General features: G+C 64.2%; 11 protein-coding genes. 9 read left to right on the forward strand and 2 right to left on the reverse strand.

Annotated elements, in window-relative coordinates:
- The first annotated feature begins 6 nt into the window (after window positions 1-6).
- From Q4G32_RS09980 to Q4G32_RS10020, 9 genes are all read left to right on the forward strand, one after another.
- Window positions 7-651 (forward strand): 4'-phosphopantetheinyl transferase superfamily protein, encoded by a 645-nt coding sequence (locus Q4G32_RS09980; RefSeq protein ID WP_303351098.1) that lies wholly within the window; start codon window positions 7-9, stop codon window positions 649-651.
- Window positions 652-855: 204 nt separating this feature from the next.
- Window positions 856-1,119 (forward strand): acyl carrier protein, encoded by a 264-nt coding sequence (locus Q4G32_RS09985; protein ID WP_303351100.1) that lies wholly within the window; start codon window positions 856-858, stop codon window positions 1,117-1,119.
- Window positions 1,119-2,372, forward strand: a complete 1,254-nt coding sequence (locus Q4G32_RS09990) for an acyl-CoA dehydrogenase family protein (RefSeq protein ID WP_303351101.1) — start codon at window positions 1,119-1,121, stop codon at window positions 2,370-2,372. The genes Q4G32_RS09985 and Q4G32_RS09990 overlap by 1 nt, the downstream gene beginning before the upstream one ends.
- Window positions 2,369-3,319, forward strand: a complete 951-nt coding sequence (locus tag Q4G32_RS09995; protein WP_303351103.1) for a hypothetical protein — start codon at window positions 2,369-2,371, stop codon at window positions 3,317-3,319. Before Q4G32_RS09990 ends, Q4G32_RS09995 begins: the two co-directional genes overlap by 4 nt.
- A complete protein-coding gene (locus Q4G32_RS10000; RefSeq protein WP_303351104.1) occupies window positions 3,316-4,287 on the forward strand; it encodes a DUF1839 family protein in 972 nt (323 codons plus the stop codon). The genes Q4G32_RS09995 and Q4G32_RS10000 overlap by 4 nt, the downstream gene beginning before the upstream one ends.
- Entirely contained in the window at window positions 4,272-7,232 is a 2,961-nt protein-coding gene (locus Q4G32_RS10005; protein WP_303351105.1) for a hypothetical protein, read from the forward strand. The genes Q4G32_RS10000 and Q4G32_RS10005 overlap by 16 nt, the downstream gene beginning before the upstream one ends.
- Window positions 7,225-9,051, forward strand: coding sequence for a hypothetical protein (locus Q4G32_RS10010; RefSeq protein WP_303351107.1), 1,827 nt, complete (start codon window positions 7,225-7,227; stop codon window positions 9,049-9,051). Before Q4G32_RS10005 ends, Q4G32_RS10010 begins: the two co-directional genes overlap by 8 nt.
- A 15-nt stretch (window positions 9,052-9,066) precedes the next feature.
- Window positions 9,067-11,250: a hypothetical protein gene (locus Q4G32_RS10015; RefSeq protein ID WP_303351109.1), complete on the forward strand. Its 2,184-nt coding sequence runs from the start codon at window positions 9,067-9,069 to the stop codon at window positions 11,248-11,250.
- 79 nt (window positions 11,251-11,329) lie between these two features.
- Entirely contained in the window at window positions 11,330-12,952 is a 1,623-nt protein-coding gene (locus tag Q4G32_RS10020) for a lipopolysaccharide biosynthesis protein (RefSeq protein ID WP_303351111.1), read from the forward strand.
- Between the two features lie 137 nt (window positions 12,953-13,089).
- On the opposite strand, the gene Q4G32_RS10025 is transcribed toward Q4G32_RS10020, so the two are convergent.
- Window positions 13,090-14,169 (reverse strand): glycosyltransferase, encoded by a 1,080-nt coding sequence (locus Q4G32_RS10025; RefSeq protein ID WP_303351112.1) that lies wholly within the window; start codon window positions 14,167-14,169, stop codon window positions 13,090-13,092.
- A gap of 1 nt (window position 14,170) precedes the next feature.
- On the reverse strand, window positions 14,171-15,598 hold the full coding sequence (locus Q4G32_RS10030; RefSeq protein WP_303351113.1) for a hypothetical protein: 1,428 nt from the start codon (window positions 15,596-15,598) through the stop codon (window positions 14,171-14,173).

The raw sequence follows: 15,598 nt of genomic DNA on the forward strand, positions 1-15,598 counted from the left end.
CACACCGTGAGCAGCTTCCAGCGGATGGAATTGCCTCAACCACCGGAGGTTTTTGGGGTCGGATGTGACATCCAAGCGGTTCGAGCGGTGGAGCAGGCATGGCAAGCCCACGGACAACGGTATCTGCGCAAGATCATGGGCCACGGTGAGCTGACGAGCACAGGATGGGACGACGACGCAGCACTCCGCCCAGACTCAGTGTTCCACCCCGGTGCAGTGTTCCGCCCAGATGCAGTGCTCCGCTCCAGGGCAGGTGAGGCCCGATCAAGCAGAGCCGAGCATCCGGCCCCCGCCGACTGTCCGACTCTCCCTGCTTTCCCGGAGATCGCGCAGCGGTTTGCCGTCAAAGAGGCAGTGGCCAAGGCGTTGCGGGTCAGCTCCCAGGAGTCGTTTCCCTGGAGTGCCATCGTGATCCGGGACCTTGATGCACCCAAGGCGGGGTGGGTGCCGTCGCAGTATCACAGCGGTGGGGGAGAACCCGCGGTGGTGCCAAACACCAGGCGATGGTCGGTGAAGCTGACCGGACCCGCGGCCCGGGTGGCTCACGGTGCAGTGGTGCGTGCCTGGCTGGCCTTTTCCTGGAACATGCACCGGGACACAAATCTTTATGGTTGCGCAACAGTTATCGCTCTAACCGGTGCAAAATCATAGAATAAAGACCTCGGGCGCCGTCGTCTGCGTGCCCGAATTGCGGCGTCTTTTCCGCAGCCCTGGTACCGCCCTTGGGAGGCGGGTACTCAGGTGAATCTGTAAAAGATGCCTGATGGGAGGCGGCTGTGGGGGCCGACTCCAGATGGTGGGCTGCACCGTGCAGCTCATGGGGAATCCGGTGTGGGGCCGGGGAATTGGGGAATCGTGAGTCAGAACCGCGCGGAGATTGTGGAAACTGTCCGGGATGTGGTGGCCCAACACGCTCATTTGAGTGCGGATGCAGCGGAACTCAGCGCTGCGGACAGCTTGTACTCGGCGGGGATGACGTCCCACGCCTCCGTGAACGTGATGCTGGGTGTGGAGGATGCCTTTGACATCGAGTTCCCGGAAGAGCTGTTGACCAAGGACACCTTTGAGTCCTTGGATTCCATTGTGCAGGCTGTGGCCACCTTGCAGGATGACCAGTGATGAGTCTGCGCAGTGAGCTGGCGGGCACGGACAAAGTGATTGACCAACACGAAATTCCCACGGGAACCACGGTTGTCCGTGAGCTGCCGGAAGACACCGGGCGGTCCTGGGAAGAGCGCACAGCGGCTGTGGTGTCAGTGGCCCGCGAGCACGCTGCTCACGTTGACCTTCACGGCCGTTTTCCACACGAGGCCATTACCGCTTGCCGTGCACAGCGCATTTTTGGTGCTTTCATACCGCAGGCTCACGGCGGTGCGGGGGTTTCCATTGCACAGCTCTGTCATCTGGTGGAGGAACTGGGGCGCGTCTGCGGTTCCGCAGCGGCCATTGTGGCCATGCACTTCAGCCAGGAACTGTGCCTGGTCCGCCACGTGGATTTGGCCACCCGGTCACCGCTGAGCGAGCTCACCGAACGGGTGGCCACCCAGCAGTGGCTCCTGGCCTCCTCCACCACGGAGAAGAACATCGGTGGGGACACCAGGACCTCCTCCTGCGCAGTTCATGACAACGACGACGCCACGGTCACCGTCCGCAAGTCAGCACCGGTGATCTCCTACGCGCGGTATGCGGATGCCATTTTGGTCACAGCGCGGCAGAACCCGCAGGCGCCGTCGTCCGAGCAGTCCTTGGTGGTGGCCCCCAAGGCGAATCTGGAATTGGACCGGACCACGGAGTGGGACGCCATGGGGTTGCGCGGCACCATGTCGGAGGGCTTCGAGCTGCAGGCCACGGTCCCTGAGCAGTACGTGTTGCCGGTGGACTTTGCCACCATCTCCGCGCAGACCATGCTGCCTGCCTCCCACACGCTGTGGGCTTCCTCCTGGTTGGGGATGGCCGCCAACGCAGGGGACGTGGCGCGCAAGTTTGTGCAGAAAAAGGCGCGGGCCACCCCGGGCCAGCTACCACCGGGAGGGCTGCGGCTGGCCGAATTGGAGATTGACCTTCAACGCATGACAGATGTGGTGCGGGCCAATGTGCAACGTTTTGAAGATCATGAGCATGACCCGGAGGCGCTGTCCTCCATGTCTTTTGCCATTGCCATGAACACCCTCAAAGTTTCCACCTCCGAATTGGTGCGCCAGATTGTGGGGGATGCCATGGTGATTGTGGGCATTGCTTCCTACTCCAACAACGGTCCGTTGTCCCTGGCCAGACCGCTGCGGGATGCCATGGGCCCGTCCCTGCAGGTCAACAATGACCGCATCTTGAAAAACACGGCCACGTTGCAAATGGTGTCCCGGGGGCGACGATGAATACTGAGCTCAACCACAAAGCCGCCGAACACACCTTTGAGGCTCAGCTGTTGGAGGCCCAATGGCTGCTTCCCACCTTGGGGACCGGGGTGACCGGAACCGGTGTGGCCATGGAAGCCGTGATCCGTGGTCTGGAGGCAGCGGCCCGGGAACGTGTGGACAGGGAATTGCCACGGCCGACCGAGCTGCATGCGGTGCGGTTTCCACCGGTCAACGGCCGCTCCATGCTGGAACGTACGGATTACGTGGCCAGCTTCCCGCAGCTGCTGGGCACGGTGGATGTTTTTGACGGGGACACCAAGGACCACCGCAGGCTGCTGGCGGACCGGGAAGCAGGACTTCCGTGGGACGGGCATATGCACACCAGCGATTACGCGCTGGTCCCGGCGGCCTGCCACCCGCTCTATGCCTGGTTGGGGCAGCGTGAGGATGCCGTCTGCGATGGCACGGTGTGGGCCATCACGGGAGACTGCTTCCGCAACGAGCCCTCTCCAGATCCCATGCGCCTGGTGAGTTTTCGGATGTTGGAGTTTGTGCTGGTTGGTACCCCGGAGCAGGCCTTGGCGCACCGGACGGCCATGTTGGACCTGGGCGCTCGTCTGCTGACCGAACTGGGGTTGGAGGTGCACACCGAAGGGGCCAATGACCCGTTCTTTGGCCGGGCCGGAGTCATGTTGGCCCAGGGGCAGCGAGCTGCGGAACTGAAATTTGAAATCACCACTCAGATCTACCCGGGGCGCGACACCGCGATTTCCTCCGGCAATTACCACGAGGATCACTTTGGGGCTGAGTTCAACCTGCGCACCGCTGATGGAGCGGTGGCCCATTCGGCATGTTTTGGATTCGGTCTGGAACGCATAGCGCTGTCCCTGGCGCGCACCCACGGAACAGAGCTGAACACCTGGCCCGCCTCCGTGCGTCAAACACTGGGACTGGGGGCTGTATGACGCCGGTGGTTCATCCGGGGTTGACCGTTGCGGGATTCACCCGGCATCCCCTCCACGCGGAGGACTCCCTGTGGTCCAACACCAACTGTTACTTGGACGTCTGGATCGAGTTGCTGCACGGTCTGGGCCGCAGCCCGGAACCGTTGTTCGCTGCAGCGGTGGCGGCTGAAACCCAGGTGGAGCAGTTTGAGTTCCTCAAAATCGACCATCGTGACCTGGAGGAAGTCCACGGCATCCGGGTGGGTGAGTACGACGTTTGGCAGCCCTTGGCCGAGCAGGTGCGCACTCAGATGGAGGCCGGCAATCTGATGATCGTGGAGGCGGACGCCTATTGGCTGCCGGACACCCGTGGGATCTCCTACGGGACAGAACACACCAAAACCTCCATTGTGCCCCTCCACCTGAATCCGGCCGAGCAACACCTGGTCTACCTCCACAACGAAGGCCTGCACGAACTGCACGGACCCGATTTCGACTTTGTTCTGGGGGAACAGCGTGACCGGGGCATTGTGCCCGCACCCTATGTTGAACTGGTACGCCTGGACCGCCTGAGTGCCGTGTCCGACGACGAGGCCCGCGCCCATACCGTCCGTCTGCTGGGCCATCACGCCCGACGCACCGGAACCGAGAACCCCGCAGCGCACCTGATGGAAGTGCTGCGCTCGCGGTTCGATTGGCTTGCAGAGACCGGGATGGAGGGCTATCACGCACTGTGCTTTGAAACCACAAGACAATTGGGAGTGGTGGCGCTGCTGGCCTCTGAGGCGGTGCGGTTCAGCCGAGTCGAACAACTCCAGCCCGCCGCGGACAGCTATGCCGCAGTCAGCAGGGAGGCCAAAGCGCTGCAGTTCCAATTGGCCCGCGTGGCCCGTGGCCGCAGGTCCGCTTCCCTGGAAACCGCCATGTCCAGCATCAGCGACCAGTGGGAGCAGGCCGCCACCACTGTGCGGGCGTGGGCCTTTTCATGATGGAGACATTGCAGTGGCGGTTGAGCCGTACCCCTCCCGGTCAGGTGGCCTGGGCCAATGATCTGGTGTGGGACGGCACGGTGGCGCAGGGCGTGCAGACGGACCACCTTTCCGCGGTAGCTGCACCGCATGGCCAACCGGGGACAACTGGTGGCCCCGGCCCGGTGCCGTTGCCTCGCTGGGGTGCGCTGGTCGACGTCGTTCAGGACGCCGCAGTGAGCCCGTCCATCCCCGCGCAGGTGCCCGGTACAGCAGCTGGTGCTGTACTGGCCGCAGTGGAGGATTCCGCTGTGCCGCAGGACGCGGAATCCACCGGGGAGCTTCTGCGGCACCTTGACGATTTTGACTGGTGGTGGATCACCACCGTGGATTGTGCCGAGTTCGCGGGCGTCGCTGAAGACGACGGCGGTCGGCAGTTGAGATTGCGGCTGCGGGGAATCGCCACGGTCAGTGAGGTCTTTTGGGACGGCCAACGGGTGGGGCATTCGGTCAGCGGGCTGGACGACGTGGTGGTGGACCTACCGGTGACTGCAACCACCCACGAATTGGCCCTGGTGTGCCGGGCTCCTGGACTGGTGCCCGTACCCAAAAAGCCGCGTCCGCGGTGGCGCTCCACCCTGGTGGGCGACTCCTCCTTAAGGTGGCGGCGGACGCCGCTGATCGGTCGGATTCCGTGGGCCGGGACCTACCCCGTGGTGGGGCCGTGGGGTGAAGCAGCGCTGGAGCCGGTGCCCAAGCATGGTCTGGAGGTGGTGCGCACCCACACAGCGGTGGAGTGGGGTCACCGCCAGACGTCCGCGCACCCAGGTGATGGTGACGTGCACGGAACGGTTCATGTGTGGGTGCGGGCCCAGGAACCGGTGACCGTGCGGCTGAACTGCGCCGATGCTGCGGTGCAGCACAGCCTGATGCCAGGTGACCATCATTTGGTCTTGGAGGTCAGTCAGCCCGCACTGTGGTGGCCTGCCACCCACGGCGATCCGGTGTTGCACACGCTGACGGTTTCCGCGGCGTTCCCGGCGGCTGGGGCCGCTGCCTTCCGCACCGTGTATCAGGCTGAGGTGGGGTTCAGACACCTCCGAGCGGATACGGCCGATGGTGGATTTGCCCTGGTGGTGAACGGGTGCAGGATTTTTGCTCGCGGAGCGGTCTGGACTCCGCCTGATTCGGTCAACCTGTGGACTGAGGCTGAGCGTGTTGAGCGCGGCGTGCTGGCCATGAGGATGGCCGGCGCCAACGTGCTGCGGATTTCCGGCACGCACGCGTGGGAGACGGACGCGTTTTACCAGGCCTGTGACCGGTATGGGGTGCTGGTCTGGCAGGACGCCATGTTGGCCACCCTGGACCCGCCCTCTGAGGACGGCTGGGTGGAGCTGATCACCCGGGAGTTGAAAACATGGCTTCCGCGCCTGGGGGCTCACCCCAGCGTTGCCGTGATTTCCGGTGGCAACGAGGTTTTGCAGCAGCCCGTGCTCTACGGCCGCAACCTCAGCGATGCCCCCATTCCGGTCATTGAGAAAGTGCTGCCCGAGCTGTGCGATGAGCTGATCCCGCACTGCGTCCACGTGGCGTCCAGCCCCAGCGGTGGCAACCCACCCACCAGGCCGGATACGGGTATTTCCCACTGGTTCGGCGTGGGCGCGTACCGGCGGCCCCTGACAGACACTCGCGTGAGCGGCGTGCGGTTTGCCGCTGAAGCGCTTGCTTTTGGTGTGCCCCCCGCACCGTCTGAGATCACCGCCGCCTTTGGATCGCCCACGGCCGATCACAACGACGACGCCCGCGCGGCCTGGTCCGGGTCCACCGCACGTGACCCGGGGGCCACGTGGGACTTTGAGCAGACCACCGCCCATTACGCCAGGCGCTGGTTGGAACCGGGATGCGAGGCGGACACGGGTGCAGCCGGTGCTGAGGCCGCCACCCACGGCGGTCCTGCTTCCAGCGGTGGCGACTTCCGGCCCGGTGTCTGGGCGCACCTTTCACGATCTGAACAGCTGGCGGCTGAACGCACAGCTGCTGGACACGCCGTTGAACACACCATGACTGACTTACGCCGCGGTGCCTCCGGTTGCGACGGCGTGGTGGTACTGGCCAGTCGTGATTTTTGCGCGGGAGCCGGCTGGGGCCTGTTGGATCACACCGGGCGTCCCAAAGCCACCTGGTATGCCATGCGCCGGGCCTGTGCTGACACTGCGGTTCGCCTGGTGGATGAGGGTCTTTCAGGGCTTCATATTCACGTCTTCCATGACCCGTTGTGGCCGCTGACAGGCATGATGTATGTCAAGACCTTCACCCGGCACAATGCCGCCGGCCCATCGGGGCAGGTTCGCGTTGAGGTGGACGGAGGCGCAGAAGCCGTTTGGAATGTGGAGCAGATTCTGGGGGGATTCTTGGATCTGGACCACGCATGGGGATTCGGTCAGCGGCAGTGGGAAGCCGTGAGCGTGGAGTTGGTGCCGGATGAACCTTCGGGTGGTTTGGCTGAACCTCTTGGGGATGCTGTTGAAGCCTTGGACGGGGTCGCTGAATCCTTGCGCGGTTCCACAGGTGACGGGCAGGCAGCCCAGCGGTGGGTTCGGTCTCTGCGGGATGTGAAGTTACTCGGTGGTGGGCACCGAGACGCCTTGGTTGACCTGGAGTGGGGAATGCGAATCAGCGGTGCGTTGGTCCCGGGGGTACCGGAAGCAGTTTCAGCTGGGGAGCTTGACGGGGTCTGCGGCACCGAAGCAGCCGGGGGAGCGCGGGTGCACACGGTGGGACTGCCTGGAACCCCCGCAGCGCGCGGGGTCAGTGTGGACGTGGGAGCTGGATGGGTCCCGCAGGACGATGTGATGACTTTTTGTCCGGGAGACCAGCGGATCCTCACCGCGGTCCCCATCAGCGATTGGCCGCAGTGCTCGGAGAGTACGCACGGGAGGAATCGGGGAGAGAGAAGTAATGATTAAAGGAGAACCAACGTGGTTCGGCACTGGATCCTCTGCCGTGCTGGGCTGGGTTCACACTCCACCGGAGGCCACCAGCCGCGGCATTGTGGTGGTGGCCGCCCCGGCGGGCCGGGAACTGCTGCTGTCCACCTTGACGGTGCGCGGACTGTGCATTGTGCTGGCCCAGGCCGGCTTCACGGCAGTGCGATTCGGTTGGCGCGGCAGCCTGGATTCCCAACCTTTGAGAAGTCAGGACAACGCAGTGGCGGCCTGGCAGGAGGATCTGCGGACCGTTGTGGCCACCACGCAGGAGATGCTGGGAGCCCACGATCTGCCGGTGCACGCCGTGGGTTACCGCACCGGTGCCGCCGTTGTGGGCACCATGCTGGAGGAGTTCCAGACAGTTGTCTCCTGGGAACCTGTTGCGGGCAAGACCTTTGTGCGTCAGTGGTCGCGGCTGCGGCACACGGTGGCTGCGCATGTTCCGGACACTGCCGGGCTGGTGGACCTGCTGGGCATGGCACTGACCCCTGAACAGGCTGAGCAGTTCAGCCAGTTGGGCACACCCGAACCCACCACGGCTGCCACGGTCTCACCGTCCACAGCGCCGCAGGCTGAGGGGGAGGTACCCGCCACAACCGTGGTGGAGATCAAAGAGACCGACAAACGGCGGGCCAAGGCCATGTTCGGCGTGGAGCCCTTTGACGTCCGCCTGCATCACGATGTCTTTGACCGAGTTCGGGACGCTTTACCTGCGGACATGCCACGCGCCGTCGTCGGTGAATTGCCCACCGTGCTGCAGAACTCTTGGACGGAGAACGGCGGTGTGGTGCTGCACGAACGGTTGGTTGAGGTGGGGCGCGACCACCGCGTGGGAGTGGTGACTTGGCGCGAAGGCGACGGCCAGCCCGGGGCTTTTGCCGGAGTCCAAGGGCTGTTCGTCTCCGGAGGTGGGCCGGACGGCCGTTACGGGGGAGGGGAATGGCCACTGATCGCCAGGGATTTGGCGCTGGATGGCGTGGTGACCCTGCGTGTGGATCGCCCGTTGGTGGGTGATTCCACGCCGGTGGATGCCGTACGGGCCACCAACAGTTACACCCGCCGCAGTGCCGTGAGTTTTGTGGAATCCGTGGACTGGTTGAAAGCCAGTGGTTGCCAACCCGTCAGTGCAGCCCTGTTGTGTTCCTCTGCGTGGGCTGCCAGCTTGGGCGAAATCCAGGCAACTCCCACGGGTGCCTCCTGCGTGGTGCTGATCGGGCATTCCGAATGGAAAATGTCCGAAGACCTGTGGGCGGACGTGCGGGAGACCTACAACGCGGATGCCGCGCGGGATGCGCCGGCTTCCACCAACCGTGCCGCTCGCAGTGCACCGGCGCCCGCTGTGCCACAGCGCAGCATCCGCAAGGGGCCTGTGGGAATACTGGATCGCGTGCGGTGGGCCCGGGACGTGGTGCAGGCCGGTGGGTTCGGCTTGTTGAAGTCCATGCTGCGCGATCAGACCGTGTTGGCGGTGCGGACCTGGATGCCGTACCCGCTGTGGAAACTGGCCGGCCGCCGGGCCCTCATGGAAACCCCCGAGCGGGTCTTGGAACCCATGAGCAGCCGAGCTCGCGTGGTGGTGCTCAACGGGCCGGATGATCTTCCACGTTGGAAGGCCACCCGGGCGGACCGCGCGGTGGAGAGGCTGGCTGAGGCCGGTCTGCCCATTCGTTCCATCGAGTCCGACCGCCTGGACCATTCGGTGATCACAGCCACCGGATGCCGCACCGTGTTGGACACGCTGCGCACCGAACTGCTGGGATCGGGGAACCGGCCCGCGTCGGGTTCATCGGATTCCTGATGGCGGGTTCCTGAGATGAACACTGCCACCAGCACCGGGCCCATTCCCACCTGGGTGCGCGTGCACAACAATTCCACCCCCGCATCAGCTCCGCAGAGCGCCGGTGATGCGGGCAGTGATGTTGCCGCAGACGCCGATAATTTCTCCACCATCTCCTCCGCGGCCGCGGTGCACGGGGTGCTGGAAGCTCCCTCCGGGGCGCGGGTGCGTTGCGCGGTTCTTCTGGTGGCCCCGGTGGGGCGTGAACAAGTGGTGAGTGCACGCGCCATGGCGGCCCTCAGCCATGAGTTGGCCATCCGCGGTGCCTTGGTGCTGCGGATCACACTGCGGGGCGTGGCAGACTCCCACCCTGCACCGGAACAGCTCTCCACGGCATGGGCCGCCGATGTCCGGGCCGGACTGGCGGAGCTGGCTCACCGTGCCCCTGCGGTGCCCTTGCACGCGGTGGGCTTACGCATTGGTGCGGCAGTTCTGGCGGAGGCACTGCACGGCATGGAGCCTGTGGATGACCGGGAGCCTGTGGATGACCGGGAACCTGCGGTGACCGTGGCCCGGTGCATTTTCTGGGAGCCGGTGGGTGGTAGGGCCTACTTACGAAAAGCGGCGGCATTGCGCAGCATGAGCCTGGCGCGTCCCGTGGTGGCGGCGTCTGTAGGCGTTGAGACCGCCGGAGAGCTCTACACCCCGCAGCAGGCGGCCCAGATGAAACTTCTCAAAGCCCCCACGGCGGGTGGGCTGTCGGATGGTTGGGTCATCCGAGTGGAGCAAGACCGGGCCGTGGCGGAGCTGCTGTACGAGGTCTCCAGCGAGTTTGCCAGAGTCCCCCGCGCCAGTGTTCGGGCCATGGCGCGCGAGCTGACCGAGCCGCAATCGCGGGTTGATGCAGTGCCGCCGGAAACTCCTCCCACCACCCCTGCGGCGGTTACGCCGCATGCTGACGGGGGCACGGCAATACTGCACGCCTACGGGAGCCCTGAAGCCGGTGGGAGCACTAAAACAGTCCCCGCGAACATCACCCCGGTGACCACCATGACGCTGGAGCACGGTGGGGTCACAGTGAGGGAACGGTTGATCTCCACGGATGACGGAAGCCCGGGCATTCTGGTGACCCCTGAGTGTGACACCGAGCCTGAGAGGGCAGAGGCGGGTACGGCGTCGCCTGCTGTCCTGATGGTTTCCGCGGCAGCCGAACCCATGGACGGGCCCACGGGTTTGTGGACCACCGCGGCGCGGGACTTGGCCGCTGCCGGGCTCACGGTGCTGCGCACAGAGCGTCCCGGATGCGGGATTTTGACCGAGCCCCTGCAGGACGAACCACCCGTGCCGTACCAGCCGGAAGCCATCACCGCAGTGGCCCAGCATGCCGAGTGGTTGGCCCGCCTCACCGGAAAGCCCGTGACGGGAGTGGGGCTGTGTGTGGGCTCCTGGCTGCTGCTGCGCGCTGGTCGGTCGGCCCACTTGTCCCGTGTGGTGGCTTTCAACAACATCGCGTGGCGGAGATCCACTGCCTACTACCAGCGGGTTTACACGCAGATCGCCGGATGGGACGGAGCACCGCCGGCACTGTCCAACGCAGAGCAGGACCACCACGCCGAGTCCGCTGCCCCAGGCCATGCTCCCTCCGGAGCCTCACGCCTGAGCACCGTGGGCACTGCAGCACGACGACGCCTCAAAGCCACCCTGTCCCGGAGCAAAGACTTCCTGGAGATGCGAGCGCCTGCACCGGTGTGGCATGCCCTGGGCAGGACCGGTCTGGTGGATGCGCCCTCTTTGGTTCTGGGGGATGCCAACCTGCCTCCCACCGTGGAGCTGGTGCAGGGCAAGGAGGACATGGATCGGTTCCAGCGGCTCAACGGGACGTGGGCAATGGGGAGGGTGCGGCGTCGTCGTGGAGGTGAAAAAGCAGGCCAGCGGGGGTTTTGGCGCGCCGCGGAGCATGAGATTCTGCTCACCCGGGACAACTCAACATCAGCTGCGCCCCAGGTGAGAGGCATAAGACTGCACTCTGTCCCCGAACTTGACCACGGGCTCTTGAGTGCCGCGGGGCGGGTGCAGGTGCGTAAGATCCTCCTCGAACTACTTGTAGGAGCGGATGTGACCATTGGGGAGGTCCTCCGCCACCGCCCCGGTCCGCACACCACGGCTGACCGTCATACGTCTCAGTCCATTGGGGACCCATCAGAGGCAAAAATCGCTTGACCCCTTTGAGGGCTCCACCGGGCCCCACCGAGTTTTGGCGGGCCGAAGCCCGTGAGATGGCAGGAGGGTCTTTTCCAACATGGCTGGATCGGATGCGCGGACACCGGGGCAAGAGCGCGGTAGGCACCGTCAGGAGAAGGACAATGCCACGGGGGCGGACACCAGCGCCTCCAGGTTGGGGCAGAACATCCTGTGGAACTACCTGTCCGGCTTCACCTCAATTTTTGGTCTCCTGCTGCTCTATCCGCTGGCCGTGTCCATTGTGGGTGCGGGTTCCTACGGGCTGTGGGTGCTTGCCATCGGTGCCATCCAGATGCTGACCATGACCGACTTCGGTTTGGGCGCAGGCATTGTCAGAACTCTGACGGGTATCCCTGACAACGCCGACTACCAGCGTGAACGCCGCATGTTCGTGACCGCTGCGCTGCTGGTGTTCCTGATCCTGGCCACGGTGCTCACCGTGATTTACACGGCGGTCTTCCCGCTCTACCTGGGGGCCGTGAGCATTCCTGAAGAAGATCAGGCGATCTTGTGGCCCATGACCATTCTGGCCGCGGTGACCCTGTTCATTTCACTGGTGGGCCGGGGAATGAACTCCGTGCTGTGGGGACTGAACCGCCCGGACATTGAACGCAAAGCTGCTGTGATTGCCATTCTTGCCCGCGCTGCCGGCTACGGCCTGGTGGTGCTCACAGACACCGGCCTCCTGGGCATTGTGGTGGTGGAATGCGTTTCCCTCATGCTGCCGCCCCTGGTGTGCATGGTGGCTGTGGCTCAGCGGTTCCGAGCCCCTGTGTTCGGCCCCGGGCTGTGGCGCGATCACGGCAAACCCCTGATCAAAATATCCTCTGTCATGTCCATTGGCGCGCTGTCCCAACTGGGCATCTACCAGTTGCCGCTGTTCCTGGTGGGTCCCACGTTGGGCTTGCACGCGACCACAGCCTTCGGCGCCCTGATGCGCGTGTACCAGTCCTGCCGCTTGGTGGTGTCTTGGATTGCCCTGCCCTATGGCTACCCGCTGCGCATAGCCACCCCGGACAAGGCAGCGGGAATCTTGAAAAATTGCCTGACCCTGACTTTTGGCATGGGTCTGCTGATGGGAGCTGCCCTGGCTGCCATTCCCACGGAGTTGATGACCGCCTGGATGGGCAATGACTTTGCTTTCGCCGCCGTGGGCCTGTCCATGCTGGCCTTTGGCATCATGGCGGAAGCCATCACCCAGCCCGCAAACCTTGTGATGAATCTGCGCGGCTCCGCCATGCGCGCCTCCATCCTGAGCCTGACGGTGCTGGTGCTGACACTGCCTGCGGTGTGGTTTGCCACCTTCACGGACAGCATCACCGTGGTGGCACTGGCCACCGTGCTGCCCAGCTTCCTGATGTCCGGTGTCCAGATGTATCTGGCCAACAAGGATGTCTCCTACGGTATCCAGCGCCGCGATCTTGCCGTGTGGGCCGGAATGGCAGGCGGTGCTGTGCTCTACGCAGGATTCGCACTTCTGATTGCGCACTTCCTGCCGACCTGGCCCACCATCTTGCTGGTGGGCGCTGGGCTGGCCGTCATGGCCTTCCGCATGATCAAGCTGGTCCGGGCCGACGGCGCGGTGGTTGCTCAAATGAGCGAAGAAAACTCCGAGGCGCTGGTGGCCGAACGGCAGGCGGACGCCACTGCTCAAGACCCCGAAGAACCCGGACGGGCCTAATCACTTCCGATACCGGGCAATTACTCCGGTACCGGGCTGCTCACTCACCCCTGGGTGCTGCGCGCTCCCGGTATCGGGGCCCGCCTGTTCTCTTGGCAGGCTCTCCTACCGGCGGCGTCGTTTTCCCCTCACGGGGCTCAGGAGTAGGCCAGATCTCGGTAAATGGCCATGTACCGCTCGGTGGCACGGTTGATGTCAAAGTCCCGGTGGGACAGCTCCCATGACGCCAGACGGAGCGCCTCAACCTGTTCGGGGCTGCGAGTCAGGAACCAATCCACCGCTGCGGCCAAGGCATCTGGGTTGCGCGGGGCCACGGCAAGGTGCTCGTCCACTGTCATGAATGCGGCATCTCCGGCCCGTGTGGTGATGACGGGCAGGCCCTCACTGATGGCTTCAAGCCCCGCCATGGGCAGAGCCTCGTTGTAGCTGGCAAAGATCAGCGCGGCAGCGGTGCGCAGACGTTGCCGAACATCTGTGATGGTGCCGGCAAACTCGACCACACCCTCCAAGCCCAGTTCTTGCCGCCAGCCGGTCAACTGCGTGTTGGACTCATCCACGCCGTTTCCGGCGCAGAGTAGGCGTGCCTTGGGGTGTTTGGCATGCACCCGCGCCATGGTTTCCAGGAGATTTCGGTGGTCCTTGGGCGGTGCAAAGCGGGCCAGGTGCAAGAGCTGCTGCCCGCCCGGATTGGGGGAGGGGGCCTGCGTGACAGTTGTGCCGTTGAAAATCACCGGCATCTTCTCCGGTGGGAACGTGTACCCGAACTCAGCGGTGATGTTGCGGGCCGACGGCGAACAGGCCACCATCTGATCCATCCGGAAGGACATTTTCCCGGCAGCTTTCCAGGCGGCGTGGGCCACCTTGGAGGAGGAGGCATCCTCACTCGCGTGCTGCGTGGAGATTCGCGGCCGCCCGTGCGGGGTCAAGGCGTTGACCAGATCTGATTGGTGCAAATGGGAGTGCACCACGTCAATCTTGTGTCGGCGCACCAACCGCAGCAGATGAGCCACAGCACGGGCGGGGAGAACTTCCCTGCGGCCCATACCCACGTAATCAACGGATGTGGCGGCTGCCTCCAGACGATCACTCAGCCCACCGCGGCCCAGTAGCACCAGGATGCGGACCTCGTCATGGGGGCCGCGCCGCTGTGCCAAAGCCTCAATCAAGGTTTGTGCCCCGCCGGTGTCGGCGTCGTTGACCACGTGCAGAATACGCATGTCACTTCTCCAGATGTGCGAGGTCGCGGTCGTGCCGGTCCTCAATGTCAGCCAGCGTGGGAATCTTGCGGTGCTGCGCAATGGGTTTGTCCGGCCAGTGGCGGGTCAACTCCAAGCCCAAACACACGCCGGCGCCTCCCCACAGCCAGAAGGCATTGTCGTAGGTGATGGTGCCACCGGCGATCACGGCCCACACGAATACGTGCAGTAGCCCGTAGAAGAACGGAACGCGGCCGCCTGATCGCAGAAGGAGAAAGGCCATGAGGGCAAAAGCCAATCCGCCCACCAGCATTCCGTTCTCCGCAACCATGCGGCCGGTGACGGAGAAAATATCTTCAATGGGGTTGTAATACGTGAAGGTCTCCGTGGGCATGTTGCCGGCCACAAATTCTTCATTCACGCGGCCGCGGCCCAAACCGCCCCAGAAGGCGCCCGGGTCCTCCAGGAGGCGTTTGATCACGGCCTGGATGGAGGAACCGCGGTCGGCCCAGGACCAGTTGAAAGAACTGGAACGTTCCTCCAACACGCTGCTGGCCACAAGGTAGGCGCCAGCTGCTGCAGCGGGAACTCCGAGTACGGCGATCCAGGCACGCCGGATGGCCACCGGCAGGACCATGGCCATGACCACGGCGCCCAGGACGAACACGGCCGAGCCGGAACCACTCACGGCGGTGGCCCACACGGCCAGGCCAACGGCCACCCAGTCGCGTGCCCTGGGGCTCATGCCGTAGTGCCGAATGAGCACTATGAGCACCATGGCCATCAACGTGACCGTGCCCACCATGAAGGAGGTTTCCGGGAAGAAACCAAATGGCCTGCGGATGTAGGTCAAAAAGGTTTCTTGGAACGGCAGCAAATTTGCATAACCCGGCAGTTCATACAGTGCGGGAAACGGCACAATGTTCAAGGTGTCAATGAACACATGCTTTTGAATCACTGCGTATCCGGCAGCGCCGATCAGTGTCCAAGAGAGCCACGGGATGGTCCGTCGGCGCAAGAAGATGACCGCCGCAGCAGCCCCGGGAAGTGCCATGGTGGCAGCGATCCACGTGATGACCGGAACAATTTGCAACGGAGTGGGGTCATAAAACATCCGAATGAAAGCTGAAAAGAACGGGATGGCTGCAAAAACCACGGCCACCGCCATCAGCGGGATGTACTTCATGCAGCGCAGCACCAAAACAGCCGCCACAATTGAGGACACCGGGACGTTGGTGTTACCGCCCAGAGCAATCCCGGCGTAGGGAAAGGCAGAGAGCAGAATGAGCAGTGCGGCCAGGGCGCGGTCCAGGAAGGTCCCGGTCTCCGGGTAGTGATGGCCCTCCGGCAGCTGTGAGTGCCGCGGAGCGTTCAGCCACTGGGGTCCGCGCTGGACCGGAACCTGGGACGTGTCCCAGGGCACCTGCGACGACGACGAACTCGGAGCCAT

Source organism: Kocuria sp. (assembly GCF_030538595.1).
In the GTDB taxonomy this organism is placed as follows: domain Bacteria; phylum Actinomycetota; class Actinomycetes; order Actinomycetales; family Micrococcaceae; genus Kocuria.

What these genes read in the sequence shown, in the direction of transcription:
- Q4G32_RS09990 (WP_303351101.1), top strand. Translation starts at nt 1,119, where the DNA reads ATGAGTCTGCGCAGTGAGCTGGCGGGCACGGACAAAGTGATTGACCAA.
- Q4G32_RS09995 (WP_303351103.1), top strand. Translation starts at nt 2,369, where the DNA reads ATGAATACTGAGCTCAACCACAAAGCCGCCGAACACACCTTTGAGGCT.
- Q4G32_RS10000 (WP_303351104.1), top strand. Translation starts at nt 3,316, where the DNA reads ATGACGCCGGTGGTTCATCCGGGGTTGACCGTTGCGGGATTCACCCGG.
- Q4G32_RS10010 (WP_303351107.1), top strand. Translation starts at nt 7,225, where the DNA reads ATGATTAAAGGAGAACCAACGTGGTTCGGCACTGGATCCTCTGCCGTG.
- Q4G32_RS10015 (WP_303351109.1), top strand. Translation starts at nt 9,067, where the DNA reads ATGAACACTGCCACCAGCACCGGGCCCATTCCCACCTGGGTGCGCGTG.
- Q4G32_RS10020 (WP_303351111.1), top strand. Translation starts at nt 11,330, where the DNA reads ATGGCTGGATCGGATGCGCGGACACCGGGGCAAGAGCGCGGTAGGCAC.
- Q4G32_RS10025 (WP_303351112.1), bottom strand. Translation starts at nt 14,169, where the DNA reads ATGCGTATTCTGCACGTGGTCAACGACGCCGACACCGGCGGGGCACAA.
- Q4G32_RS10030 (WP_303351113.1), bottom strand. Translation starts at nt 15,598, where the DNA reads ATGGCTCCGAGTTCGTCGTCGTCGCAGGTGCCCTGGGACACGTCCCAG.